General features: G+C 61.0%; 28 protein-coding genes. 10 read left to right on the top strand and 18 right to left on the bottom strand.

Going from position 1 to position 24,936, the window contains the following annotated elements; genetic code table 11:
- Positions 1-16: 16 nt before the first annotated feature.
- Together chvE and V7Q10_RS15625 are read right to left on the bottom strand one after the other, a co-directional pair.
- Positions 17-1,093: a multiple monosaccharide ABC transporter substrate-binding protein gene (chvE, locus tag V7Q10_RS08470; RefSeq protein WP_333868643.1), complete on the bottom strand. Its 1,077-nt coding sequence runs from the start codon at positions 1,091-1,093 to the stop codon at positions 17-19.
- Positions 1,094-1,227: 134 nt separating this feature from the next.
- Entirely contained in the window at positions 1,228-1,749 is a 522-nt protein-coding gene (locus V7Q10_RS15625; RefSeq protein WP_442885844.1) for a Hint domain-containing protein, read from the bottom strand.
- 68 nt (positions 1,750-1,817) lie between these two features.
- Here V7Q10_RS15625 and V7Q10_RS08475 point away from each other — a divergent pair, with 68 nt between their 5' ends.
- From V7Q10_RS08475 to V7Q10_RS08485, 3 genes are read left to right on the top strand one after another with little or no spacing between them, the layout of a single operon-like run.
- Positions 1,818-2,414, top strand: a complete 597-nt coding sequence (locus V7Q10_RS08475) for a sugar transferase (protein WP_333868644.1) — start codon at positions 1,818-1,820, stop codon at positions 2,412-2,414.
- Positions 2,411-3,037, top strand: coding sequence for a NeuD/PglB/VioB family sugar acetyltransferase (locus V7Q10_RS08480; protein ID WP_333868645.1), 627 nt, complete (start codon positions 2,411-2,413; stop codon positions 3,035-3,037). The genes V7Q10_RS08475 and V7Q10_RS08480 overlap by 4 nt, the downstream gene beginning before the upstream one ends.
- Positions 3,038-3,039: 2 nt before the next feature.
- Complete coding sequence (locus V7Q10_RS08485; protein ID WP_333868646.1) at positions 3,040-4,182, top strand: DegT/DnrJ/EryC1/StrS family aminotransferase; 1,143 nt, start codon at positions 3,040-3,042, stop codon at positions 4,180-4,182.
- A gap of 48 nt (positions 4,183-4,230) precedes the next feature.
- Here V7Q10_RS08485 and V7Q10_RS08490 read toward each other — a convergent pair whose 3' ends face one another.
- Positions 4,231-5,373 (bottom strand): alpha-D-ribose 1-methylphosphonate 5-triphosphate diphosphatase, encoded by a 1,143-nt coding sequence (locus V7Q10_RS08490; protein ID WP_333868647.1) that lies wholly within the window; start codon positions 5,371-5,373, stop codon positions 4,231-4,233.
- Between the two features lie 92 nt (positions 5,374-5,465).
- Between V7Q10_RS08490 and V7Q10_RS08495 the strand changes: the two genes are divergently transcribed.
- Positions 5,466-6,143 carry a DUF1045 domain-containing protein gene (locus V7Q10_RS08495; protein WP_333868648.1) on the top strand — a complete coding sequence of 226 codons (678 nt, stop codon included), beginning with the start codon at positions 5,466-5,468 and terminating at the stop codon, positions 6,141-6,143.
- On the opposite strand, the gene phnN is transcribed toward V7Q10_RS08495, so the two are convergent.
- Genes phnN through phnG form a run of 8 tightly spaced genes read right to left on the bottom strand, consistent with a single transcriptional unit; the run spans position 6,125 to position 12,031 of the window.
- Complete coding sequence (phnN, locus tag V7Q10_RS08500) at positions 6,125-6,658, bottom strand: phosphonate metabolism protein/1,5-bisphosphokinase (PRPP-forming) PhnN (RefSeq protein WP_333868649.1); 534 nt, start codon at positions 6,656-6,658, stop codon at positions 6,125-6,127. The genes V7Q10_RS08495 and phnN overlap by 19 nt on opposite strands.
- Entirely contained in the window at positions 6,655-7,335 is a 681-nt protein-coding gene (gene phnL, locus V7Q10_RS08505) for a phosphonate C-P lyase system protein PhnL (RefSeq protein WP_333868650.1), read from the bottom strand. Before phnL ends, phnN begins: the two co-directional genes overlap by 4 nt.
- Positions 7,332-8,294, bottom strand: coding sequence for a magnesium transporter CorA family protein (locus V7Q10_RS08510; RefSeq protein ID WP_333868651.1), 963 nt, complete (start codon positions 8,292-8,294; stop codon positions 7,332-7,334). Before V7Q10_RS08510 ends, phnL begins: the two co-directional genes overlap by 4 nt.
- 3 nt (positions 8,295-8,297) lie before the next feature.
- Positions 8,298-9,089, bottom strand: a complete 792-nt coding sequence (gene phnK / locus V7Q10_RS08515) for a phosphonate C-P lyase system protein PhnK (RefSeq protein ID WP_442885845.1) — start codon at positions 9,087-9,089, stop codon at positions 8,298-8,300.
- A gap of 2 nt (positions 9,090-9,091) precedes the next feature.
- Positions 9,092-9,958, bottom strand: a complete 867-nt coding sequence (locus V7Q10_RS08520; protein WP_333868653.1) for an alpha-D-ribose 1-methylphosphonate 5-phosphate C-P-lyase PhnJ — start codon at positions 9,956-9,958, stop codon at positions 9,092-9,094.
- Positions 9,955-11,040, bottom strand: a complete 1,086-nt coding sequence (locus V7Q10_RS08525) for a carbon-phosphorus lyase complex subunit PhnI (RefSeq protein WP_333868654.1) — start codon at positions 11,038-11,040, stop codon at positions 9,955-9,957. The genes V7Q10_RS08520 and V7Q10_RS08525 overlap by 4 nt, the downstream gene beginning before the upstream one ends.
- The gene (gene phnH, locus V7Q10_RS08530) at positions 11,040-11,609 is read right to left on the bottom strand and encodes a phosphonate C-P lyase system protein PhnH (RefSeq protein WP_333868655.1); all 570 of its coding nucleotides are present in this window, start codon (positions 11,607-11,609) and stop codon (positions 11,040-11,042) included. Before phnH ends, V7Q10_RS08525 begins: the two co-directional genes overlap by 1 nt.
- Positions 11,606-12,031 carry a phosphonate C-P lyase system protein PhnG gene (phnG, locus tag V7Q10_RS08535; RefSeq protein ID WP_333868656.1) on the bottom strand — a complete coding sequence of 142 codons (426 nt, stop codon included), beginning with the start codon at positions 12,029-12,031 and terminating at the stop codon, positions 11,606-11,608. The genes phnH and phnG overlap by 4 nt, the downstream gene beginning before the upstream one ends.
- Positions 12,032-12,128: 97 nt before the next feature.
- Between phnG and phnF the strand changes: the two genes are divergently transcribed.
- Positions 12,129-12,839 (top strand): phosphonate metabolism transcriptional regulator PhnF, encoded by a 711-nt coding sequence (gene phnF / locus V7Q10_RS08540; RefSeq protein WP_333868657.1) that lies wholly within the window; start codon positions 12,129-12,131, stop codon positions 12,837-12,839.
- Between the two features lie 117 nt (positions 12,840-12,956).
- Positions 12,957-14,141 (top strand): alpha-D-ribose 1-methylphosphonate 5-triphosphate diphosphatase, encoded by a 1,185-nt coding sequence (locus tag V7Q10_RS08545; RefSeq protein WP_333868658.1) that lies wholly within the window; start codon positions 12,957-12,959, stop codon positions 14,139-14,141.
- Positions 14,142-14,153: 12 nt separating this feature from the next.
- On the opposite strand, the gene V7Q10_RS08550 is transcribed toward V7Q10_RS08545, so the two are convergent.
- From V7Q10_RS08550 to phnC, 5 genes are all read right to left on the bottom strand, one after another.
- Complete coding sequence (locus tag V7Q10_RS08550; protein WP_333868659.1) at positions 14,154-14,771, bottom strand: chloramphenicol acetyltransferase; 618 nt, start codon at positions 14,769-14,771, stop codon at positions 14,154-14,156.
- A gap of 3 nt (positions 14,772-14,774) precedes the next feature.
- Positions 14,775-16,079: a phosphonate ABC transporter, permease protein PhnE gene (gene phnE / locus V7Q10_RS08555; protein WP_333868660.1), complete on the bottom strand. Its 1,305-nt coding sequence runs from the start codon at positions 16,077-16,079 to the stop codon at positions 14,775-14,777.
- Positions 16,072-16,959: a phosphonate ABC transporter, permease protein PhnE gene (gene phnE, locus V7Q10_RS08560; RefSeq protein WP_333868661.1), complete on the bottom strand. Its 888-nt coding sequence runs from the start codon at positions 16,957-16,959 to the stop codon at positions 16,072-16,074. The genes phnE (V7Q10_RS08555) and phnE (V7Q10_RS08560) overlap by 8 nt, the downstream gene beginning before the upstream one ends.
- A 79-nt stretch (positions 16,960-17,038) precedes the next feature.
- The gene (phnD, locus tag V7Q10_RS08565; RefSeq protein WP_333868662.1) at positions 17,039-17,929 is read right to left on the bottom strand and encodes a phosphonate ABC transporter substrate-binding protein; all 891 of its coding nucleotides are present in this window, start codon (positions 17,927-17,929) and stop codon (positions 17,039-17,041) included.
- Between the two features lie 45 nt (positions 17,930-17,974).
- Positions 17,975-18,781, bottom strand: coding sequence for a phosphonate ABC transporter ATP-binding protein (gene phnC / locus V7Q10_RS08570; RefSeq protein ID WP_333868663.1), 807 nt, complete (start codon positions 18,779-18,781; stop codon positions 17,975-17,977).
- Positions 18,782-19,020: 239 nt separating this feature from the next.
- Here phnC and V7Q10_RS08575 point away from each other — a divergent pair, with 239 nt between their 5' ends.
- From V7Q10_RS08575 to V7Q10_RS08590, 4 genes are all read left to right on the top strand, one after another.
- Positions 19,021-20,121 (top strand): ABC transporter substrate-binding protein, encoded by a 1,101-nt coding sequence (locus tag V7Q10_RS08575; RefSeq protein WP_333868664.1) that lies wholly within the window; start codon positions 19,021-19,023, stop codon positions 20,119-20,121.
- Between the two features lie 62 nt (positions 20,122-20,183).
- On the top strand, positions 20,184-21,053 hold the full coding sequence (locus tag V7Q10_RS08580) for an ABC transporter permease (protein WP_333868665.1): 870 nt from the start codon (positions 20,184-20,186) through the stop codon (positions 21,051-21,053).
- Positions 21,050-21,832: an ABC transporter permease gene (locus V7Q10_RS08585; RefSeq protein ID WP_333868666.1), complete on the top strand. Its 783-nt coding sequence runs from the start codon at positions 21,050-21,052 to the stop codon at positions 21,830-21,832. The genes V7Q10_RS08580 and V7Q10_RS08585 overlap by 4 nt, the downstream gene beginning before the upstream one ends.
- Positions 21,832-22,902, top strand: a complete 1,071-nt coding sequence (locus tag V7Q10_RS08590; RefSeq protein WP_333868667.1) for an ABC transporter ATP-binding protein — start codon at positions 21,832-21,834, stop codon at positions 22,900-22,902. The genes V7Q10_RS08585 and V7Q10_RS08590 overlap by 1 nt, the downstream gene beginning before the upstream one ends.
- Before the next feature lie 12 nt (positions 22,903-22,914).
- Here the strand turns inward: V7Q10_RS08590 and V7Q10_RS08595 are convergent, their stop codons facing one another.
- Positions 22,915-23,148, bottom strand: coding sequence for a YdcH family protein (locus tag V7Q10_RS08595; protein ID WP_333868668.1), 234 nt, complete (start codon positions 23,146-23,148; stop codon positions 22,915-22,917).
- A 69-nt stretch (positions 23,149-23,217) separates the two neighbouring features.
- The gene (gene betA, locus V7Q10_RS08600; RefSeq protein WP_333868669.1) at positions 23,218-24,876 is read right to left on the bottom strand and encodes a choline dehydrogenase; all 1,659 of its coding nucleotides are present in this window, start codon (positions 24,874-24,876) and stop codon (positions 23,218-23,220) included.
- Positions 24,877-24,936 lie beyond the last annotated feature (60 nt).

Here is a 24,936-nt window from a genome sequence, read left to right on the forward strand (position 1 = left end):
GCAGCCTTTCTATCGCTTACTTCAGTTGGTCAGCGCTGTAATAGCCCGAACCGACCAGAACGGCCTCGTAGTTTGCGCCATCAACCGGCTGCGATTCCAGCAGATACGAGGGCACAACCTTAACGCCATTGTCATAGGTGGCGGTGTCATTGATCTCTGGCGTGCCGCCCGAAAGGATCGCATCGACCATCTTCACGGTCACTTTTGCAAGCTCGCGGGTGTCCTTGAAGATCGAGGAATATTGCTCGCCCGCAATGATGGATTTGATCGACGGCACTTCGCAGTCTTGGCCGGTCACGATTGGCATCTTCAGATCGCCCGAGCCATAGCCTACGCCTTTGACCGAAGACAGAATGCCGATCGACAGCCCGTCATAAGGCGAGAGTGCGCCGTGCAGCGCCTTGTCGGCGTAGTTCGACGAAAGAAGGTTGTCCATGCGCGCCTGCGCCACAGCGCCATCCCAGCGCAGGGTACCAACCACTTCCATGCCCATTTGACCCGAAGGGATCACGATATCGCCAGAATCGATCATCGGCTGAAGCACCGACATCGCACCGTTGTAGAAGAAGAAGGCGTTATTATCGTCTGGCGAGCCGCCAAACAGCTCGACATTCCAAGGCTTAGCGTCGGCAAACCGTTCCTTCAGACCGGCAACCAGCGAATTCGCCTGCTGCACGCCGACTTTAAAGTTGTCAAAGGTGGCGTAGTAATCAACCGAGCCGCTTTCGCGGATCAGCCGGTCATAGGCGATAACCTTGATGCCCGCAGCCGCAGCATTGTCCAAAGCATTGGACAGCGTGGTGCCGTCGATCGCAGCAATGACCAGAACCTTGACACCCTTGGTGATCATATTCTCGATCTGCGCCAATTGGTTAGGAATATCATCCTCGGCATATTGCAGATCGGTATCATAGCCCGCGGCGGTAAACTGCTCGACCATCGAAGCGCCGTCCGAGATCCAGCGGGCCGAAGATTGCGTCGGCATCGCAATGCCAATGGTGCCCTTCTCGCCCGCGAAAACAGGAGAGCCGACAGCCGAAGCGAACACAGACGCCGTTCCAAGCGCCAAAAGCGCCCGTCTAGAAATTTGCATATTTTATCCTCCCTTTGTGCCGTCAGCAGCGACGGCTCATATCCCGGCTCTGCCCGAAATCCACCTGTTTCGAGCCAGCGTGGGCCTATCTTTGCAATGCCGAAATATGGCCGTCAAATGGCAAATATGCATATTTAGATAGCGAGAATGATATGTTTTAAACCCTTTACCAAAGCCTGATCGCAGCACAAAGCCGCCACAGCCAAAGGGCGGCGGCTGCCTTTGGCTCGGGGGCGGTCAGCGCACCAAAGCGCCGGCGTCTTTGTTGATGCCGGTGATCGAATAAACCCCAATATGGAAGCTTTCGGTCTAGGCCCGATCCGAGAACACCACTTCAGGACGTTCGACCCTAAAGTGGATATAGCTCGTCTGGGCGACAGCAGCATATCCCGCTCTGGCAGACCATTGCCCAAGAATCCCGCTTTGACAAAGACCGGCTTCGGATCGCGCGCGAAGTCCAAGCTGGACACGGTCTTGCTGCCAACCCAAGCGATTTCCTGGAAGCCATTGTCGCGGGGAATCACCCGATCGCCAGCCTGCAAGTCCTCGACAAGCCGCTGAACCTGCCTCAGCAGGGGAAGATTTATTCTGTTTTCAGCCCCACGACCTAAGGCAATTTTTTTGCGGCCATGCAGATATTTTTTACCTTTTGCCACTAGCCGTGAGGGCAGAGCAGAGTTTGGCGCAGCGCGGGGCTCTCTGCCCTGTCAAAGGAGCGGATCAGGTGCGAAAACGGGTGTTTGATTGTGTGGCAGCGGGTCTTGGGCTTTTGCTGCTGTCACCGCTGCTGGCGGTTTTGGCTTTGCTGATCTGGTGGCGCTTGGGATCGCCGGTGTTGTTTCAGCAAAGCAGGCCCGGGCTGATGGGCAAGCCGTTCAAGCTTATCAAATTTCGCAGTATGACCACTGCGGTGGATGCTGCCGGACATCTGCTGCCGGACGCGCAGCGCCTCACGGGCTTGGGCCGGTTTTTGCGGGCAAGCTCGCTGGATGAGTTGCCCGAGCTGTGGTGCGTGCTGAAAGGCGAGATGAGTCTTGTCGGCCCGCGCCCCCTGCTGATGGAATATTTGTCGCTTTATTCTCCCGAACAGGCCCGCCGCCATGCGCTGCGCCCCGGACTAACCGGCTGGGCGCAAATCAACGGGCGCAATATGCTGTCTTGGCCGCAGAAATTTGCGCTCGATCTATGGTATATCGACAATCACAGCCTCTGGCTGGATCTGAAGATCATTGCACTGACGCTCTGGCGGGTGGTGCAACGCCAAGGCATCCTGGCCCCGGGCGAGGCTGCGATGGCAAAGTTCACCGGCAACCCGCCGTGACGCGGCTGATCGGCGTCTATGGCGCGTCAGGCTGTGGCCGCGGCATCCTGCCTTTGTTGCGCGCGCAATATCCAAAAGACCGCTTGGTGTTCATCGATGACACGCTTTGTGGTCAAACGATCAACGGCCATAGGGTGCTGAATTGGGCCGCGTTTTTGCAACAAGAGGCGGGCGAGAAAGCTGTCAGCATCGCGGTCGCCGCGCCAAAGCGGCGGCAAAGGCTGGCGGAAAAGGCTGCCACAGCCAATATCAGCTTGATCGAGGCCCGTGCCGGCTCGGTTGTGCAGATGGATGCAGTCGAGATTGGCGTCGGCGCCTGCCTGTCGCCCTTTGTCAGCCTGACCAGCAACATCCGCATCGGCCGCTGTTTTCATGCCAATCTTTACGCCTATGTCGAGCATGATTGTCACCTTGGCGACTATGTCACCCTTGCCCCCGCAGCCAAGGTGAACGGCAATATCAGCATTGGCGATCAGGCCTATATCGGCGCAGGCGCCGTGCTGCGTCAAGGCATTGCGATTGGTGCAGGCGCCATTATTGGCATGGGCGCGGTGGTGACGCGCGATGTGCCAGCGGGAGAAACCGTGGCAGGAAACCCCGCCAAACCCTTGATAAAAATATAAAAATGCGGATTTTTCTATCACGCCCACATATGTCTGGCCATGAAGAAAAGCAGGTGGCCAAGGCTTTCGCCTCGAAGTTTATAGCCCCCGTTGGCCCGCAGCTGGATGGCTTTGAAGCGGCAGTCGCAGCCTATCTGTCAGGCAGTCCGGGCGCAGAGCTGCACTGCGTGGCGCTTACCTCGGGCTCTGCCGCGCTGCATCTTGCGTTGCGCATCGCAGGGGTAGGTGCTGGCGATGAGGTGTGGATTTCCTCGATGACCTTTGCGGGCGGCATCTTTGCGGTCAGCTACCTTGGCGCAAGTCCGCGTTTTTTCGACCTTGATCCCCTCAGCTGGAGCATCGACACCTCGCGCTTGGCCGATGAACTGGCCGCAGCCGCGCGGCAAAATCGCCTGCCCAAGGCGATCGTGCCAACCGATCTTTACGGCCAATCCGTTGATCTTGACCCGATCGAGCGGCTGGGCGCAGATTATGGCGTGCCGGTGATCGTGGACAGCGCCGAAAGTCTTGGCGCAAGCTACCGCGCGGGGCGCAAGGCTGGCACGGGCGGCGATGCAGCGATCCTGTCTTTTAACGGCAATAAAATCATCACAACCTCGGGCGGCGGCATGCTGGTGACGCGCCATCGGTCTTGGGCCGAGCAAGCGCGTTTTCTGGCGACCCAAGCCCGCGACCCTGCCCCGCATTACCAGCACTCCAGCCTTGGCTATAACTACCGCCTCTCCAATATCTGCGCCGCCATCGGCTTGGGGCAGATGCAAGTGCTAGAGGCCCGCGTCGCCCGCAGGCGCGAGATTTTTACCCGCTATCACGCGGCTCTTGCCCGCCCCGGCCTTTGCTTAATGCCCGAGCCAGAGGGCCAGCACTCAAGCCGCTGGCTGACGACGCTGACGCTTGATCCGGCGCAAACGGGTGTTAACCGCGAAGACATCCGCCTGATGCTGCTGGCGCATCAGATCGAAACCCGCCCGCTGTGGAAGCCCATGCACCTGCAACCGCTTTATGCAGGCGCGCCCTATCACGGCGCGGGGGTGGATGAGGCGTTGTTTGCCAAGGGGCTGTGCTTGCCCTCGGGCAGCGACATGAGCGAAGCCGAACAAGACGAGGTGATCGGCAGGATCAGCGACAGGCTTGCACAGGGCTGACACGCGTCTCTGGCGGCAGCACCAGCCCCGCGGGTCCAGGCATTGCCATCAGCCGACGCGCTGGCCCTGCACCCAGGTGCCCAGCAGGCGGGCGCTGTCGGCAAAAGGTTTGATGCGGATCACATCGCCGCGTTGGCCAAGACCAAGCGCACCGCGGTCGCTCAGGCCTGTGGCCGCTGCCGGTGCCGCCGTCACCGTGCGGATCCCCCGCGCCAGATCGCCCCAGATATCGCCCAGGCGCAGCGCCGCCGACAACAGCGCCGAGGGCACATAATCCGACGAGACAATATCCAGCAGATCAGCCTTGGCCAAATCTTGAGCCGCGACATTGCCCGAATGCGAGCCGCCGCGGATCAGGTTGGGCGCGCCCATCATCACAGCGATGCCGGCATCACGACAGGCGCTTGCGGCCTCGAGGCTGGTGGGGAATTCGGCAAAGCCCGCGCCGTGGCGGGCCGAGGTTGCGACGTGCTCTGCGGTGGTGTCATCATGGCTGGCCAGCACCGCACCAAAGCGGCGCGCCGCTTGCACGGCTGCGGCCTCGTGTTCGACCCCAAGCCTTTGGGTCAGCGCGATTTGCCCCGCGACATGGTCTTCGAATTCATGCTCGGACAGGCCGTGTTTGCCGCAGACATAGGCGCGCAGCTGGGTCATGTCGCGAAACTGCCGCTGGCCGGGGGTGTGATCCATCAGGCTGACGATGCCGATGCGGTCTTCGGGGCCAAATTTCGCCAGCTCTGCCGTCAGGGTTTCCGAGCAGACCTCGGCGCGCAGATGCAGAAAATGGCTGATGCGCAGCGCGCCTTTGTGGCGCAGATCCAAGATCTCATCGGCCAGCAGGCGGGCATATTCGCCGTAGTTGGCCTTGGTGTTTGACACCACCGACCCCACCCGCAGCGCGTCATAAACCGTGGTAATCCCGACACTTGCAAGTTCGGCATCATGGGCGATGATGGCGCTTGCATGGGGCCAGCTGACCTTGGGGCGCGGCTCGATATGGCGTTCCAGATTGTCGGTGTGCAGCTCGATCAGGCCAGGGCTGATGAAATCGCCTTCACAATCAATCGCGCCGATAGGCACGCCAGCGCCCTGATCTATCGCGGTGATCACACCCGCTTGGATGCGCAGACTGCCATGGACCACCTCGGTCGGCAAAATCAGTTTGGCATTGGCGAGGATGGTTTCGGTCATGTCAGAAGCTTTCCTTGAGGTGGTCGCGCATCGGCGCAAATGGGCATAGAAGCGTCACAGGAATGTGACAAAAGCGGTTTAAAGGGCAGGTTATGGACCAGATGAAACGCTATGCGATCTATTACGCCCCGCGCGAGGGCGCTTTTGCCGAGGCCGCCGCGGCTTGGCTGGGCTGGGACATGCCGCGCGGTCAAGAGGTTGCGCAGGCTTTGCCCGCCGCTTTGGCCAAGCTGACCGACGATCCGCGCAAATACGGCTTTCACGGCACGCTGAAAGCGCCGTTTCGGCTGACCGAGGGGCTGGAGTTGCAAGATCTGACCCAAGGTCTGCGCGCGCTTGCGGGGCAACTGGCGCCACTGAGAATGGCTGGGTTGGAACTGAGCGACCGCCACGGCTTTCTGGCGCTGACGCCGCTGGGGGCGCAAGATCAGTTGCAAGCGCTGGCAAGCGAGGTTGTGCGCGCGCTCGAGCCTTACCGCGCCGCACTGACGCCCGCCGAATACGCCCGCCGCCGCCCCGAAAGCCTGAGCCATCGGCAGCGCGAATTGCTCGATACCTATGGCTATCCCTTTGTGATGGAAGAGTTTCAGTTCCATCTGACGCTTTCGGGCGCGCTGACGCCGCCGCAAGCCGAAGCTTTGATCCCTGCCGCGCGCGCCCACTTCACGGGCCTGATCCCGCAGCCCTTTGAGGTGCAGGATCTGTGCCTGTGCGGCGAGGATGCCACGGGGCGGTTTCATCTGCTGCACCGCTATCCCCTAAGCGCCTGAGACAGCCGCGCGATGCCTGCTTCGGGGGTGGTGTCATTGGCAATCTCGACTGCCCGCAGCCCCTGCGGCAGCGCAGTATCGGCGCGCGCCAGACGGTCGGTGATTTCGGCCAGGCTTTCGCGGCCGCGCGCGGCCAGACGCTGCGCCAAAAGCGGCAGCGGCACGGTGATGTGCAAAACGATCAAGTCAGGATAGGCAGCAAGCCCCTGCGCCAAAGCCCCACGCGAGCCGTTCAGCACCACAGACCGCCCGTGGTGCAAGGGCGCAAGCTCGGCCAAGGGCACGCCATAGTGCAGCCCATGCGCCTGCCAGTGCAGCGCAAAATCGCCGCGCGCCAAGCGCTGATCAAACTCGGTTTCTGTCACACCTTCAAAGGGTTCGCCTCCCGCCGACTCGGGGCGGGTGATTACCCGGCGCGCCCAATGCAGCGCGGGGTTGGCAGCCATAGCCCCCGCAATCAGCGTGTCTTTGCCCGCGCCCGAAGGCCCAACCACGACAAAAAGCTGCCCCGTCATGCCGCCTGCACCGCAAAGTCGCGCACATCGGCAACGCGGTCGCAGACGCGGTCGCGCGCGGCCTCGTCGTGGAAAATCCCCAAGATCGCAGCACCGCGCGCCTTGGCCTCTTCGATCAGCGCCAGCACCACCTCGCGGTTGGCCGCATCAAGGCTGGCGGTGGGCTCGTCCAGCAACAGCGCCGGATAGCTATGGGCAAAGCCGCGCGCGATATTGACGCGCTGCTGCTCGCCGCCCGAAAAAGTGGTGGGCGACAGCGCCCAAAGCCGCTGCGGGATGTTCAGCCGCGCCAGCAACTCTGCCGCGCGCGCGCGCGCTGCATCGGCAGAAACGCCCAGCGCCAGCAAGGGTTCTGCCACCACATCCAGCGTCGCCACCCGTGGCACCACCCGCAAAAACTGGCTGACATAGCCCAAAGTCTCGCGCCGCAGGGCGATGATCTGGCGCGGCGCTGCTTGGGCCACATCCAGATCGCCAACCCGAATAAAGCCCGAAGAGGCCAGATAATTGCCCCAAACCATCCGCATCAGCGTCGATTTCCCCGCCCCCGAGGCGCCGATCAGCCCGACGCATTCGCCAGCCGCCACCGAAAGCTGGGCGTTTTGCATCACCGGAATAACCGCCGAGCCTTGGTTGTGCAGGGTAAAGCTTTTGCAAAGATTGCCAATTTCGATCATAGCCAGCGCTTCCATTTGAAGAAAAGATAGGTGCCCACCGCCGAGGCAAGCATCAAGACAAGCGCCGCAGGATAGCCCCAAGGCGATTGCAGTTCTGGCATCGCGACGAAATTCATGCCGTAAATGCTGGCGATCAGCGTTGGCGGCAGAAACAGGGCCGCCACCACAGAGACAATCCGCACGGTGGCATTCTGCGCCAGATTGATCATGCCCAGCGTCGCATCAGAGGTCAGCGCCAAGCGCGAGGCCAGAAAATCTGCATGCACCTCAAGCGCTTGCAGATCGCGCATCAGGCCTTTGACCAAGGGCCGCAGGGTTGTGGCATTGTCGCGGTCTGCCAGCGTTTGACCAAAGAAGCTCAGCGCGCGCTCTACCGTCAGCAGGCCAAGGCGCACCCGCCCCAACAGATCGCCCTCGCGGCCCACCCGCGCCAGCGCCTCTTGCAGCATCTCGCCGCCCAGCCCCTGCGCGCCGCCCTGATAGATGCCAGCCGCGACCTCATCCAGACCGCGACCGATGCCTTCAAGGATATCGGCCATGCGTCCGGTGATTTCCTCGATCAGGCCCAAAAACAGCTTCTCGGGCCGATCGCAGCCCGCGCCCACCTTTTCGGCACGCTCGGGGTAGGTGTCAAAGGGGCGCGGCGCATGGTGGCGCACCGTCAGCAGACGATCTGGCGTGACGATAAAGCACACGGGCCCGGAAATCGGGGTTTTGGTGGCAGAAAGCCCCGGCAAAACCACCGTCATGTAATCGACCCCGCCCTCGCGATAAAGCCGGTTCGACAGCTCGATCTCTTCCATATCGGCCAGCGAGGGCACCACCAGCCCCAGATCCGCGACCGCTTGGGTCTGTTCGGGCTGCGGGCGGTAAAGATCAATCCAGATCGCCGCCGACAGATCGGCGTCAACGGCCAGTCGGGTCAGCTTTCCCGCTTCGGGACGAAAGGCAAACAGCATCGCTTACACCTGCAAAACAGAGGAGACCAGCAGCTGGGTATAGGCGTGTTGCGGATCGTCCAGCACCTGATCGGTCAGCCCCTGTTCTACCACATGTCCGTCTTTCATCACCATCAAACGATCGGCCAAAAGCCGCACCACCGCCAGATCATGGGTGACGATGATCGCCGAAAGCCCCATCTCGCGCACCAGCCCGCGCAACAGATCCAAAAGCCGCGCCTGAACCGAAACATCCAGCCCGCCGGTGGGCTCGTCCATGAACACCAAACGCGGGCCCGTCACCAGATTACGCGCGATTTGCAGCCTTTGCTGCATGCCGCCCGAAAAGGCGCGCGGGCGGTCGTCGATGCGGTCGGCGGCAATCTCGACCCGGCCCAGCCAATCGGTCGCCGTGTCACGGATGTCGCCGTAGTGGCGCGCGCCCACCGCCATCAGCCGCTCGCCGACATTGCCGCCAGCCGAGACCCCCATCCGCAACCCATCGCGCGGGTTTTGATGCACAAAGGCCCAATCGGTGCGCGCCATCCGCCGCCGTTCGGCCTCGGCCATCTGCACGGTGTCGCGCGGGCCGCTGGCGGTGTCAAAGATCACCCGGCCGGTATCAGGGGCCATATGCCCCGCCATGCAGGACAACAGCGTTGACTTGCCCGACCCGCTTTCGCCGACGATCCCCATCACCTCACCGGGGAAAAGGTCAAAGCTGATACCCGCGCAGCCAATCCGCGTGCCGTAGCTTTTGCTTAGGCCCTGAACCGACAGCAGCGGTTGATCTTTTGCCAAGTTTTGCAGGGTCATAGTCATATCGCCTCCTCGCCCAAACGCCCGACATGGCCCGCAGCCCGCCTGCCGCCGCAATAATCGGTGTCCGAGCAGACAAACATCCGCCCGCCCTGATCGTCGATGATCACCTCGTCCAGATAGCTGTCACTGGCATCACACAGATCACAGGCATGATCGGCCTTGCTGGGCACAAAGGGATGATCGTCGAAATCCAGACTGACCACATGGGTGAAGGGCGGCAGCGCATAGATCCGCTGCTCGCGCCCCGCGCCAAACAGCTGCAAGGCCGGGCTGTTGGAAAGCTTGGGGTTGTCAAACTTGGGGATCGGCGACGGGTCCATTACATAGCGGTCTTCCACCTTGACCGGATAGGCATAAGAGGTCGCAATCTGCCCGTGCCGCGCGATGTCCTCGTAAAGTTTCACATGCATCAGGCCGTAGTCTTCCAGCTCGTGCATCTTGCGGGTCTCGGATTCGCGGGGTTCCAAAAACCGCAGCGGTTCGGGGATTGGCACCTGATAGACCAGGATCTGGCCCGCGCTGAGGCTTGTGTCGGGGATGCGGTGGCGGGTCTGAATAAGCGTGGCCTCTTGCGTGGCCTCGGTCACGGCAACGCCTGCAACCCGTTGAAAGAACTTGCGGATCGACACGGCATTGGTGGTATCATCCGCGCCTTGGTCGATCACTTTCAGCCGGTCTTCGGGCACCAGACAGGCGGCCGTGACCTGCACGCCGCCCGTGCCCCAACCGTAAGGCATCGGCATCTCGCGGCTGGCAAAGGGCACCTGATAACCGGGCACGGCGACGCCTTTCAGGATCGCGCGGCGGATCATCCGCTTGGTCTGCTCGTCCAGATAGGCAAAGTTATAGGCTTGATCGGTCATTCTGCGGCCTCCGTCCCTGCCAGCACTTCGGCACGCAATTTGCGCACCAGTTCCAATTCTGATTGGAAATCAACGTAATGCGGCAGTTTGATATGTTCCAAAAATCCGGTGGCTTGGATGTTATCGGCATGCATCAGCACGAATTCTTCGTCCTGAGCCGGTGCGCCGCTGTTCTCTTCGCCAAGCTCGGCCCAGCGCAAAGACCGATCCACAAGGCTCATCGCAATCGCCTTGCGCTCGGTCTGGCCAAAGACCAGACCATAGCCGCGGGTGAACTGCGGCGGTTCGGTTTTGCTGCCTTTGAACTGGTTGACCGTCTCACATTCGGTCAGCTCGATCTCGCCAATCTCGACCGCAAAGCCCAGCTCTGGGATCTCCATCTCGACCGCCACCATGCCGATGCGCAATTCGCCAACAAAGGCATGGGTGCGCCCGTAACCGCGCTGGGTCGAATAGGCCATCGACAGGATAAAGCCCTCGTCGCCTCGGGTGATCGCCTGCAAGCGCAGCGCGCGGCTGGCGGGCAGCTCCATCGGTTCGCGGGTCAGATCGGCGGGCTGGGCCGCACTGCGCGGATTGGCCTCGATCAGCCCGTCGCGGTTCAAGAACCCCGTGACATGCGCCACATCGGCCAGATCGGCGGCAGCGGTGGCGGGGGCTGCGCGTGCCTCGCCCTCGGCGGCCAATTTGAAATCAAGCAGGCGGTGGGTATAATCAAAGGTCGGCCCCAGAACCTGCCCGCCCGGCAAATCCTTAAAGGTGGCCGAGACCCGCCGGATCACCGCCATCTGCGCGGTCTCGACCGGAACCGAGGCCCCAAGCCTTGGCAAAGTGGTGCGGTAAGCGCGGATCAGAAAGATCGCCTCGATCAGATCACCGCGCGATTGCTTGATCGCCAGCGCCGCCAGATCGGCATCATAAAGCGAGCCTTCGGCCATCACCCGATTGACCGCAAGCGACAATTGCTCGCGGATTTGGGCCAGACTTAACTCGGCCACCGCCGCATCGCCGCGCCGTTCCGCCGCCAACCAGGCATGGGCATTGTCAATCGCCCGCTCGCCGCCCTTTACTGCGACATACATCAGAAATCCTCCACATGGGTTGAACGCGGCAGGCCCGCGATCTGGTCGGCTGCGGTGAAAAACGCGTCAAACCCCAACGGGAACCGCGCGCGATTGGCTTGAAAGGCCGCCACTTCGGGCAGGTTCAGCCGCGCGTGATCGGCAATGCCCGGCCCAGTCAGCCGTGCGCCGGTATTTGACAGCGCCGCCATCTCGACGATCAAGGTGCAAGAGCGGTCCGGATAATCGGGCAGGCCCTGCGCAAAGCGTCCCACTGGCTGTAGATCGGCCCAAGTGCCCAGCGCAAAGCTGGCGGCCTCGGGCGCAACCAAGGGCGCGCCGGTGTGAAAGGTCAGCCAATCGCGCAGGGCCGCGCAATCATAGCCCCCCGCCAGATGCACAGGCGTGGTGCCATCGACCAGCGTCAGCAGCAAAACCCCCGCCGCCACCGACACAGGTGCGGGTGGCGCTGCCCCCGTCACCGACAAGATCTGCCCCGGCTGCGAAAGCGCGGTCAAAGCCGCGCGAAAGGCATGGGCCGAGGCGATCGGCGCATCGGCAAAGCCGCCTTGTAAAGCCAAAAGCGTCACTGGTCTTCTCCTCGCACCAAAGTGAAAAACTCAACGCGGGTCGCGGCGGCCTTTTCGGCCCGCGCCAGTCGCTGTGCGGCCTCTTCGGCGCGCAGGGTCGCGATCACCTCGCTGGCCTGACCGCCCTGCAACAGCGCATCCAAAACAGCGGCGCGCAGCGCGTGGGTCTTGTCGCGGCCCTGCACATGCGCATGGCCCACCCTGCCGTCGGGCAGTGCCAAAGAGCAGCGCGTCACCGTCATCTCGCCCAGATTAAAGGCGCTGCCATCGCCGCCAATCCGCCCCCTGACCATCACCGCCCCCACTTCGGGCGCGCGCAGCAGGCTGTGGTCGGGCAGATCGGGAAACAGTGCGGCCAGCCGTGCAGGCTTGGCCCGCGCCAGCAGCCCCATCCAGTCTTTGCGATGATTTTCTGTGGTCATGGCTCTCTCGACATCTTGCGGATTTGTCTAGGTTACTATACAACTAGATAACTCTTAGCGCCCTCGCCCGTAAATTGCACATGAAGTTTTCGTAACAATGGCCCGCAGCCCGATCTGGAAATCCATCACCGCCACGCTGACCGCCGAAATCGCGGGCGGGCAGTACCGCGCGGGCGACAAACTACCGACCGAGGCCGAACTGTCACAGCGCTTTGGCGTCAACCGCCACACCCTACGCCGCGCTTTGGCCGAGATGGCGGGCGCAGGGCTGGTGGTGGCGCGGCGCGGGGCTGGGGTCTTTGTGCAAGGCAGCCCAACTGATTACGCGCTTGGCCGCCGCACGCGGTTTCATCAAAACGTGCTGGCCTCGGGGCGGACGCCGTCGCGCCAAAGCCTGCGGCTGGAAACCCGCAAGGCCGATGCGCGCGAGGCCGAAGCGCTGACCTTGGCACTGGGGGCCGAAGTGCATGTTGTCGAAGGTCTGTCACTTGCCGATGGCGTACCGCTGGCGCTGTTCCGCTCGGTGTTTCCGGCCAATCGCTTTCCCAAGCTGCTGTTTGCACTCGAGGCCTCGAATTCCGTCACCGCAGCCCTCGCCGCTTGCGGGCTTAAAGACTACACGCGCGCCTCGACACGGCTGACCGCGAAAACCGCCGATGCGCTGCAAGCCTTGCATCTGCGCCTGCCCGAGGGCGCGCCGCTGTTACGCTCGGTTGCGGTAAATGTCGACACCGAGGGGGTTGCGGTGGAATATGGCCTGACATGGTTTGCAGGCGACCGCGTCACCCTGACGGTGCAGCCCGAATAAAGCGCAGACGCCTTTTGGCAAAACCGCCGTGCGCCCGAAATCTGTCACAAAGACGTTGCGAAGATGGTTTATCCACAGCCCAACGCAGATTTCCCCCCTCAGCTTGGACCTTGCCTGATGACATCGCTCCTTCCCCCTCTGACGCTGACCAATGCCCTTGTGCTACGGGGTGGCGCGCTGCAAAATGGTACCGTTGCGCTGGCCGAGGGTCGGATCGCCCATGGCGCTGTGACCGAGGTGGATCTGTCGGGCTATCTGGTCTTGCCGGGCATCATTGATCTGCATGGCGACGGCTTTGAACACCACATCGCCCCCCGCCCCTCGGCGCGGTTCGCGCTGGCAGCTGGCCTTGCCTCTTATGACCGCGAGGCGGCTGCGCATGGCGTGACCACCGCCTATATGGCGCAAGGCTGGAGCTGGGAAGGTGGGCCGCGCGGGCCTGACAAGGCCGAAGAGTTCATGGCCGCCGTGCAGGCCTATCGCCGCGAGGCGATGACCGATCTGCGCGTGCAGATCCGCGCCGAAACCCATCTGGTGGCCGAGGCCGACCGGCTGATCGAAGCAGTGCGTGACTTTGGCGTAGATTATGTGATCTTTAACAACCACTTGGCCGAAGCCCGCCAGATGGCGCGGCTGGCCCCTGCCGATTTCACCGCTTGGGCGCGCAAGATCGGCCGCACCGCCGCCGATTTGACCCGCGATGTCGAAGCCGCCACAGCCTTGGAAAAATCGGTGCCGCGCAGCCTGCGCAAACTGGCCGAGGCGTTTGACGCCATGGGTCTGCGCTATGGCAGCCATGACGACCCCGACGCCGAGACCCGCAGCTATTTCGCGATGATCGGCGCCGAGATTGCCGAATTTCCGACCACGCGCGGCGCTGCGGCTGGCGCGCGGGCAATGAACAACCCGGTGCTGATGGGCGCGCCAAATGTGGTGCGCGGCGGATCACAGGCGGGCAATGTCTCGGCCAGCAATCTGGTGCAAGACGGGCTTTGCGATGTGCTGGTGTCAGATTACCACCTGCCCGCACTGCCGCTGGCGGTTTGGGCCTTGGTGGATCGCGGGATTTTGGATCTGGCGCAGGCTTGGGCGCTGATCTCGACCCGCCCTGCTCAGGTAATGGGCCTGCACGACCGCGGCGAAATCGCCCTTGGCCGCCGCGCCGATCTGGTGGTTGTCCATGCCGCCAGCCGCAAGATCGAGGCCACGATCTGCGCTGGACGGCTGACGCATCTGTCGGGTCAGGCGGCGCTGCGGTTTATGGGTCTGGGGCGCGCGCAAACCGCCTTGGCTGCGGAATAGAAGAGATCGCCGTCAGCCGTGGTATTTCTCTAAAAACGCCTCGGCTGGCAGGGCGCGAAAATCGGGCAGCGCCCTGCGCAATTCTGCGTGCGACCAATCCCACCAGGCCAGCGCCAGCAGCCGATCGGCCACACCTTTGCCAAAGCGCGGCCGCAGCGGCGTGGCAGGCAGGCCCGCGACAATCATATAGGGCGGCACATCTTTGGTCACCACAGCGCCCGCCGCAACCACCGCCCCTGCCCCCAGCGTGACATCGGGCTTGATAATCGCGCCGTGCCCGATCCAGCAATCAGGGCCCAAAACCGTGCGCCGCGCCGCGCGGGCCGCAAAGAAATCCGCGTCATCTTCGATATCATCCCAGTAGTACGAACTGCGATACAGAAAGTGGTGCAAAGACGCATTGCCCATCGGATGATCGGTCGGCCCTATCCGCGTCATCGCCGCGATATTGGCGAATTTGCCGACGCTGGTATTGGCAATATCTGCATATTGGTCGCAATAGGCGTAATCGGCAAAGCTTGAATGCACCAGCCGCGACCCCCGCCCCACCTCGCAATAGGCGCCAAAATCGCTGGCGGTAATCTGGCAGCCGTCATGGATCAGCGGCTGGCTGGGGGCGAGTTTTGGCATCCCTTATCCTTTGATAAAGCGGCGGCGGATCCAGCCTGAAAAGCTGTCCATCAGCATCACCATCAGCACGATCAAGATCATGTAATAGGCGACATCTTCCCAATCTTTCTGGGTCTGAATGGCTTGGGTCAACAAAAGACCAATGCCACCGCCAACAATCGCGCCAATCACCGTGGCGCTGCGGGTGTTGGATTCAAAGAAATACAGCACTTGGCTTAGCAAGATCGGCGCGATCTGCGGGATCACCCCAAAGCGGGCGCGCAACAGCGCATTCGCCCCTGTCGAGCGCAGGCCCTCGACCTGCTTTTCATCAATATTTTCCAAGGCTTCCGAGAACAACTTGCCAAAGCTTCCGGTGTCGGTGGTCAAAATCGCCAGCGCCCCCGTCATTGGCCCCGGCCCAAAGGCGCGCGACAAGATGATGGTCCAGATCAGCGCATCAACCCCGCGCACAAAGTCAAACACCCGCCGGAACGCAAAGCGCACCGCCTTGAAGGGGGTAAAGTTCGAAGCCGCCATAAAGGCCAAGGGCAGCGCCACCAAGGCCGCGCCAAAGGTGCCCAGAAAGGCCATCAGCACGGTTTCATACATCGCCCAAGCCACATCGGCGTGATGCCACAGCTGGTTGGTCCAAAAATCATGCGTCATCAACGCCAGATTGCTGCGCGCAGGGTCAATCCGTGGCCCCATCAGCATTGTGGTTAACTGGCCATAGCTTTTGCCGTAAAACGGGCTGTCGAGGGTGAAGAAAAACATCTCCCACCCGGGCTGATAGCGAAAGGTTTCAACCTTTGAGCGCGAATAGGCAAAGCGCCCCTGCGCCGTGGTCACCGAAATGCGGGTATCGGTGACGTTGATCCAGCTTGGCACTGGCTGCGGCGCGGTCAGCGTCAGCTTGGAACCATCGCTTTTGATGTCGATCACACCGTAGTCGGGCACAAGATAGCGCGCGGCATCGGGGCTATAGGTGACGATATGCCCGCGCCCCAGATCAATCGTGGTGGTGTCGCCACTCACCTGCACCCAGTCGGGCAAATGCGCGGGTGGATAGATGCCCTTGGCTTCGCCCTCGATCGCCACCGTCACCACCCCGTCGCGGTTGTTGCGGGTGACATGGGTTTTATAGCTGACGAAATCTGACAGCAAAATCTTGGCGTTGTTCAGATTTGCTTTTTGCGCAAGCCCCACAACATCAAAGCTGATCGCGGTATAGATGAGATAAAACAGGATCAAGACCGGCACCGCCAAAGCCGTCAGGCGGCGGCGACGAAAGCTGGTTTGCAGCGACATAAGCGCGATATCAGACATCTTTGCGACCTTTCACAAGCCGGTTGCGGGCAGCACTCGAGATTTGGTCAAAGGTCACAATCGCCAGAAACAGCAGCAGAAAAATCGCCACCACCTGATCGTATTTGCCGCCCCCCCATTGCATCGCCAGCTTTAAATCATAGCCAATGCCGCCCGAGCCCACAAAGCCCAGAATGGCCGAGGCCCGCACGTTGATCTCGAAGCGCATCAGCGCATAGGACAGCCAGTTTGGCGCTACCTGCGGCAGCACCCCCAGCCAAATCTGTTGCGACCAATTCGCCCCCGTCGAGGCCAAGCCTTCAACAGGTTTCAGATCGGCGTTTTCGGCAGATTCCGAAAACAATTTGCCCAAAGCGCCGGTCGAGTGGAAGGCAATTGCCAAGACCGCAGGCACCGGCCCGCTGCCCAGAATAAAAATCAACACCAGCGCGATCACAATCTCGGGGACGGCGCGCATCACATCGGCCATGCGACGAAACAGCGGCGTCAGCGCCGGCCAGCGCGCCAGACCGCGCGTTGACAAAATCGCCACCGGCGCACCCAGCAACACCCCGATCAGCGTCGCGGTTGCGGCGATGTTGATGGTCTCGATCAACGAGGGCAGAAACTTCAGGAAAAGCTCGGGCAGATTGGCGCGGTTGCGCCAAGCCTCAGAGAAGACTTCGCCAGGAAAGTCATCCAAGCGGTGCAGACCGGCCAGAAAATCGCCTGCATTGCGGTCTTGCGCGGTCTGAAACCCCGAGGCCATCAGCGCCACAAAGAACACCAGCAAAATCGTGCCATAAAGCCGCTTGCGGCGGGCTTGCAGCAGATAGGCCCCTTCCAGCGTCGCCGGATCAGGCCGCTTGCCGCCGCTTGGCCCAAAAGAAACATCAACCATGCTGGCTCCCGCAGATACTGGCTTTGGAAAAGAAATTGCCGGACCCTTTGAAAAGGGTCCGGCAGAGGCTGCTAAAATCTTAGTTGCTCTGAAGCTTACGCGCCGCGATGATGCCCAGATACATGTCGTGAGTTGCAGGAACGAAGTCTTTCGCATCGCCCGCAGCCACGCCATAGGCGCATTTCGCATCGGTTTCCCACAGATCGGCGGTCACTTGGGTGACCTTGTCTTTGACGTCGGCTGGCAGGGCTGCGCGCACAACCATCGGACCCTCTGGGATCAGTTTCGAGCGCCAGATTTCCACCAGATCGTTCATGTCCACCAGACCCGCGTCAGCGGCCTTGCGGAAGGCGCCCGAAGAATAGCCGTCTTCCCAGTTGCCAACGCCGTCGGCCCAAGACACGCCAGCCGCAAAGTCACCCTTGTTGACGCCAACGATGGTCTGCTCGTGACCGCCCGAGAATTTCACCTCCGAGAAGTAGTTTTCCAGCGGGCCGTATTTCGCGATCAATTCCGCACCGGGAACCAGATAGCCCGAGGTCGAGTTTGGCTCGCCAAAAGCGAAAACCTTGCCCTTGGCATCGTCCATCGAGGTGATGCCGCTGTCTTTACGGGCAAAACCAAAGGAATAATAGCCGGTCGAGCCGTTCAGGTTTTCTTTGGTCAGGCGCACTTCAACGGCCTTATCGTCGGTCAGATAGGCTTTGGCATAGCCAGAAGCGCCCAGCCAAGCCATGTCGATGGTGCCGCCCAGCAGGCCCTGAATAACGCCGTCATAATCGGCTGGGGTGAAAACCTGAACCGGCACGCCCAAGGCTTCTTCGATCTTTGCGCGGTAGCACTCGTTCGACGACATGCGGTCTTGCGCGTTTTCGCCGCCCAGAATGCCGATGTTGAATTCTTTGATCTCTTGCGCATGAGCGGTGCCGATGCAGGTGGTGGCAGCCAAAAGGACTAGCAGCTTTTTCATGGTCGTCTCCGAATTGCGCCCCGCACTTGGGGGCTTTGGGTTAAGTCAGGACAGCATCGCCTCGGCATAAGCGCGGTCGGCGGGCAAAGCGGTGGAGGTGGTCGCCTCGGAAAACGAGGCATCTGCGCCGTAGATGTCGCGCGCGACACCTGTGGTCAGCTGATCGGGTGTGCCGTCAAAGACGATGCGCCCGTCGCGCATTCCGATCACGCGGTCGCAATAACGCCGCGCGGTGTCCAAGGTATGTAGATTGGCGATGACCATGCGGCCATCTTCGTCGTGGATACGGCGCAGCGCGTCCATCACCACTTGGGCGTTCATTGGGTCAAGACTGGCGATGGGTTCATCGGCCAGAATGATCTTTGGGTCTTGCATCAATGCCCGCGCTATTGCCACGCGCTGCTGCTGGCCACCCGACAACGCCTCTGCGCGCTTCGGGGCCTGCTCGGCAATGCCAAGACGATCCAGGATCGCCAGCGCGCGGGCAATATCGGCATCCGACCAGATGTTGAACATCGCGGCCAGTGTCGATCTTTTGTTCAGCAAACCATGCAGCACATTCGAGGCCACATCCATGCGCGGCACCAGATTGAACTGCTGAAAAATCATCGCGCATTGGCCCTGCCACTGTCGCATGGCAGCTCCGGTCAGCGTCGAGACCGGACGGCCCTCAAAGCTGATCTCGCCAGAACTGACGTCCGTCAACCGGTTGATCATCCGCAACAGCGTCGATTTGCCGGCACCCGAGCGGCCGATGATCCCGATGAACCCCGCCCGATCCAGCGTAAAGCTGGCATTGTCTACGGCGGCTTTCGCGCCAAACTGGCGCGTCAGGTTCCGGATGGTCAGCATATTTGGGGCCCCACTTTTGGTGTCACCACCAGCATGGGCTGTGTTCATGACGCTTAGATTTCAGCGATGTGAAACTTCGATGACAAGAGGAACGCCCCGCAACCCAATGACATTGCTTAAATAATTCGCAAATCCGTTACAGAGCCGTCACAAAGCAAGCCTAGCTCTGCCGCCAGCAGGCCCCACCAGAACCGCTGTTGATTCTGGCACATCACGCCGTGCGATATAGGAGAGTCCCGATGACCCTGATGAAAACCCTTGCAACCTCGGCCAGCCTTCTGGCGATGGGCGTCTCGATGGCGGCTGCCCAATCGATGGACGATCTGGTTGCCGCTGCCAAAGCCGAAGGCACCCTGACCACCATCGCTTTGCCGCATGACTGGTGTGGCTACGGCGCTGTGATCGAAGGCTTTAAAGCCAAGTATCCAGAGATCACTGTCAACGAATTGAACCCAGACGGCAGCTCGGCTGACGAATTGGAAGCGATCCGCGCCAACAAAGGCAACACCGGCCCACAAGCGCCAGACGTTGTTGACATCGGCCTGTCCTTTGGTCCCGCTGCCAAAGAAGAGGGCCTGATCCAGCCTTACAAAGTCGCAACTTGGGACAGCATCCCAGACAGCGCCAAAGACGCCGACGGCTTTTGGTATGGCGATTACTATGGCGTGATGTCCTTTATCGTGAACACCGATCTGGTGGCAAATGTGCCAACCGATTGGTCCGATCTGATGAAGCCAGAATATGCAAACGCTTTTGCTTTGTCGGGCGATCCACGTTCGGGCAACCAAGGCCTGATGTCGGTGATGTCGGCAGGTATGGCTGCGGGCGCAGAGCCAGGGGCTGACTCGGCTGCCAAGGGTCTGGAGTTTATGGCGGGTCTGAACAAGGCCGGCAACTTCGTTCCTGTCAGCGGTAAAACCGGCACCATCGCACAGGGCGCCACCCCGATCGTCGCAGCTTGGGACTATAACGCGCTGGCATGGCGCGACACGCTGGCTGGCAACCCTAAAGCCGAAGTCGTGATCCCGGCTTCGGGCGTCTTGGCTGGCGTTTATGTGCAGGCGATCTCGGCCTTTGCACCGCATCCGAATGCTGCAAAACTTTGGATGGAATACATCTATTCCGACGAAGGTCAGCTGGGCTGGTTGAACGGCTATTGCCACCCAATCCGCTTTAACGATCTGGCAAAGCGCGATGTGATCCCTGCCGAGATGATGGCAAAGCTGCCACCAGCCGCTGCTTATGAAAAGGCCGTGTTCCCAACTTTGGAACAGCAAGGCGCGCATAAAGAAGGCGTGACCGCTGGCTGGGAAGCTGTCGTCGGCGTTAAAGTCGAGTAATCAATACCCCAAGCCCGCCCCGATAACAGTCGGGGCGGGCTTTTTCTATGATCGGATGAATGATGCCAAAGCTGCGCCCGCTGCTGAAGGGACGGTCCTTGAACTGGCTGGGGGTTGTGCCGTTTTTGGCCTTTGCCCTGCTGTTTTTGATCCTGCCCACCATGAACATCGTCACGGGGGCGTTTTTTGACGCCGAGGGCAAGCTGACGCTGCAAAACATCGGCAATCTGTTCACCCCTGAAATCACCAATGCGTTTTCCTTGTCGATCCGGCTAAGCCTTGCCTCTTCGATCATCGGCTGCTCGGTCGGCTTTGCCATCGCGCTTGCGGTCTGTCTGGGCGGGCTACCAAGCGGCTTGCGCGCGGTGACGATGACGTTTTCGGGCGTGGCCTCGAACTTTGCCGGCGTGCCGCTGAGTTTTGCCTATATGGCGACGCTGGGGCGGGTGGGCTTTGTCACCATGCTGCTGCGCGATTGGTTTGGAGTGAACATCTACACCATGGGCTTTAACCTGATCGGGTTTTGGGGGCTGGTGATGACTTATGTGTTTTTCCAGATCCCGCTGATGGTCTTGATCATCACCCCTGCCGTGGACGGGCTGCGCCGCGAATGGCGCGAGGCCGCAGAAGTTTTGGGCGCAAGCACCTCGCAATATTGGCGGATGGTGGCGCTGCCGGTGCTTTGGCCGTCTTTGCTGGGGACTTTGGCGCTGCTGTTTGCCAATTCTTTTGGGGCTGTGGCCACGGCGATTGCGCTGACCGGATCGCTGTTGTCGATCGCGCCGATCCTTTTGTTCAACCAAATTCGCGGCGATGTGCTGCAAGACCCGCATCTGGGCTATGCGCTGGCCTTTGGCATGATCGTGATCACTGGCCTGTCCAACGGCGTCTATATCGTGATGCGCAGCCGCGCCGAAAGGTGGATGAAATGAAGCGTTTCTGGTCTTGGGCCGCCTTTGGCTTTGGTTTTTGCTATTTCTTTTTGCCGATGGTCGGCATGGTCGAGTTTTCGCTGCGGATGCGGCGCGGCACCTATAGCCTTGATGCCTATCGCTCGGTGCTGGGGGATCCGCAGTTTCAGGCCACCTTTGGCTATTCTGCGGTGATGGCGCTGCTGACGATTGTCTTTGGCGTGTTTGTGGTGGTGCCCACGGTCTATTGGGTGCGCCTGAAACTGCCACGGCTGCGGCCGCTGATCGAGTTTATCACCCTGCTGCCGCTGGTGATCCCGCCGATTGTGATCGTGTTCGGCTATATCCGGCTGTTCAACACCTCGAGCCTGTTGCCGATGACCGGCAGCGCCTTTGGCACCGATGTGCTGTTGATGCTGGGCTATTCGGTACTGTCGCTGCCCTATATGTACCGCGCCGTCGATACTGGTCTGGCGGCGATCGACATCTCGACCTTGACCGAGGCCGCGCAAAGCCTTGGCGCAAGCTGGCCGGTGATCTTGCTGCGGGTGATCTTGCCCAATGTGCTGGTGGCGGTGCTGTCGGGGGCGTTTTTGACCTTTGCCATCGTGATTGGCGAATATGTCTTTGCGGCCTTGTTGAACCGCCCCGCCTTTGGCCCCTTTATGGTCTGGGCTGGCGGCAACAAGGCCTACGAGCCCGCCGCATTGGCGGTTATGACTTTTGCCCTGACCTGGGGCTGCATGGCGCTGATCCAACTGGTTCCGCGTCTTTTCAAACATCAAAGGGCGCATCGCTGATGGCATTTCTTGATCTGAGCAACCTGCAAAAATCCTTTGGCGGCAATCATGTGGTAAAATCCTTTGATCTGGGGATTGGTCAGGGCGAGTTTGTGTCCCTGCTGGGGCCATCGGGCTGCGGCAAAACCACGGTGCTGCGCATGGTGGCGGGGTTTGAGACGCCCTCGGCGGGCGCGATTGTGATTGACGGGCAAGACATCACCACCCAGCGCCCCAATCAGCGCAACATCGGCATGGTGTTTCAGGCCTATGCGCTGTTTCCCAACCTGACCGTGGCGCAAAACGTCGGCTTTGGCCTGCGCATTCAAGGTGTGGCTGCCGCAGAGGCTCGTGCCCGCGTGGCCGAGATGCTGGCGCTGATCGGCCTGCCCGATCTGGGCGCGCGCTATCCCTATCAGCTGTCGGGGGGCCAGCAGCAGCGCGTGGCATTGGCTCGCGCCTTGGCACCCCGGCCAAGGGTTTTGTTGCTGGACGAACCGCTCTCGGCGCTGGACGCGAAAATTCGCGTCAGCCTGCGTGCCGAAATTCGTGAGATCCAGCAAAAGCTGGGCATCACCACGATTTTCGTCACCCACGATCAGGAAGAGGCGCTGTCGATGTCAGACCGCGTTGTGGTGATGAACGATGGCCGCGCCGAGCAGATCGGCACGCCGTTTCAGATCTACAGCCAGCCCAGCAGCCGCTTTGTTGCCAATTTCGTCGGCACCCTGAACACCCTGACCGCCACCATCCTTGACCCAAGCGCGGGCGAGGTTGGTATGGCAGGCCAGTCCCTGCGGCTTTCAGCCCCGATTCAGGGCGCAAAGGGCAGCCAGATCGCGCTTGCCCTGCGCCCCGAAGCCCTGCACCTGCAAGGCCACAAGGGCGCGGTTCTGGGCCAGATCACCACCCTGCCCGCCGAGGTAACGGCGGTTGAATTCATGGGCGCAGTCATTCGCTTGCGGCTGCAATCGGGCGGGCAAGCGCTGGCGCTGGATACCTTTAACCGCTTTGATCATGCTCCACCGATGGTGGGCGATCATGTGGCGATTGAATTTAACCCGCGCGATCTGATTGTCTTGGCGGCCTAAGACGCCAAAGCGCTATTTCGCATGCTGCCAGATATGGTCTTTCAGCAGGGCGCGTTCGCGTTTCAGCGCCTCTTCCTGCGCTTCGGTCAGCAGATCAAGCCGGTTTTCGGCGCGGTAAACCTGATGGTTGACGTCGTTATAGCTCTCGACCAGCTTGGCAAAATGCGCGTCGCTTTCCTTCAGCGCCATGATCTTTTGCGCAAGTTCGGGAAAGTCTTCGGCCAAGGCGTGCGGGGTATGTGACATGGTCTGCTCCTTTTATCATTGGATCAGATTAGCCGCATCTCCCGCCTAACGCCTTGATCTTGATCAACCTCAGCGTTGCGCCTCGCGCCAGTTTTGCGCCATCACCGGCGCCAGATTGGATTTCGCCAAGCGCCGCCCCAAGATGTGATCGGCGGCTTTTTCGCCGGTCATGATCGAAGGCCCGTTCAGATTGCCATTGGTCACCTGCGGGAAGATCGAGCTGTCGGCAACCCGCAGCCCCTCGACGCCAATCACGCGGCATTCAGGATCAACCACCGCCAGCGGATCATCCGCCCGCCCCATCCGGCAGGTGCCGCAAGGGTGATAGGCGCTTTCGGCATGGTCGCGGATAAAGCTGTCCAGCTCTGCGTCGCTTTGCAGATCCTGACCGGGCTGGATTTCGGTTTTCACATGCACGGCCATCGCGGCTTGGGCAAAAATCTCACGCGTCAGCCGCAGCGCTTTGCGGAAATCGCGCCAATCGCTGGCCTGCGACATATAGTTGAACACGATCTTTGGCGCGACCTTTGGATCTGCCGAGGCCAGCGTCACCGCCCCGCGCGAGGCCGAGCGCATCGGGCCGGTATGCACCTGAAAGCCATGGCCGCCCGCAGCCACCTTGCCGTCATAGCGCACGGCGATGGGCAAAAAGTGATACTGAATGTCGGGATATTCCACGCCCTTATCGCTGCGAATAAAGCCGCAAGCCTCGAACTGATTGCTGGCGCCAAGGCCTTTGCGGGTGAACAACCACTGCGCGCCGATCAGGGCTTTGCCAAGGATATTCCAGTATTTATAAAGCGTTATCGGCAGTTTTGCCTGAAACTGCATATAGACCTCTAGATGGTCTTGCAGATTTGCGCCCACGCCCTTGCGGTCGGCCACCACAGGGATGCCCAATTGTGCAAGCTGGGCCGCATCGCCGATGCCCGACAGCATCAAGATCTTGGGCGAATTGATCGCAGAGGCCGCAACGATGACCTCAGCGCTGGCGCGGATCACCTCGATGGCGCCTGCGCGCTCGATCTCGACGCCGACGGCGCGGCCGGCCTCGATCACCACCCGGCGCGCAAAGCCGCGCACCAGCGTGACATTGCCCGCCTTGATCGCAGGTTTCAGGTAGGCATTGGCCGCCGACCAGCGCTGCCCCTTATAGATCGTCGCCTCCATCGCGCCAAACCCCTCTTGCTGGGCGCCGTTGTAATCGGGGGTGACGGGGTAGCCTGCTTGCTGACCGGCCTTGATAAAGGCGTCAAACAGCGGGTTGTTGCGCGGCCCGCGGGTGATGTGCAAAGGCCCTTTGCGGCCGCGAAAGCCTGCATCACCGCCCGCATCTTCGGCGCCGTGCCAATGCTCCATGCGCTGAAAATAGGGCAGCACATCGGCATAGGACCAGCCCTGCGCGCCCATCGCTTCCCAAGTGTCGTAATCCTTGGCATTGCCGCGCACATAGACCATGCCGTTGATGCTGGACGACCCGCCCACCACCTTGCCGCGCGGCGTGGCCAGCCTGCGCCCGCCCAAATGCGGTTCGGGTTCGGACTGAAACCCCCAATCATAGATCGGCATGTTCATCGGATAAGACAGCGCCGCGGGCATCTGAATAAACGGACCCCGATCACTGCCGCCCTGTTCGATCACGATCACCGACTTGCCAGCCTCGCCCAACCGATAGGCAATCGCCGAGCCAGCCGAGCCCGAGCCGATAATCACATACTGCGCCTGCATCTTCTCTCCAGTTTTCCTTCACACCGCCTGCCGCCCCCCAAAGACGCGGGGTGGGCGGGC

The organism is Cypionkella sp. (genome assembly GCF_036782355.1).
Taxonomy (GTDB): Bacteria; Pseudomonadota; Alphaproteobacteria; order Rhodobacterales; family Rhodobacteraceae; genus Cypionkella.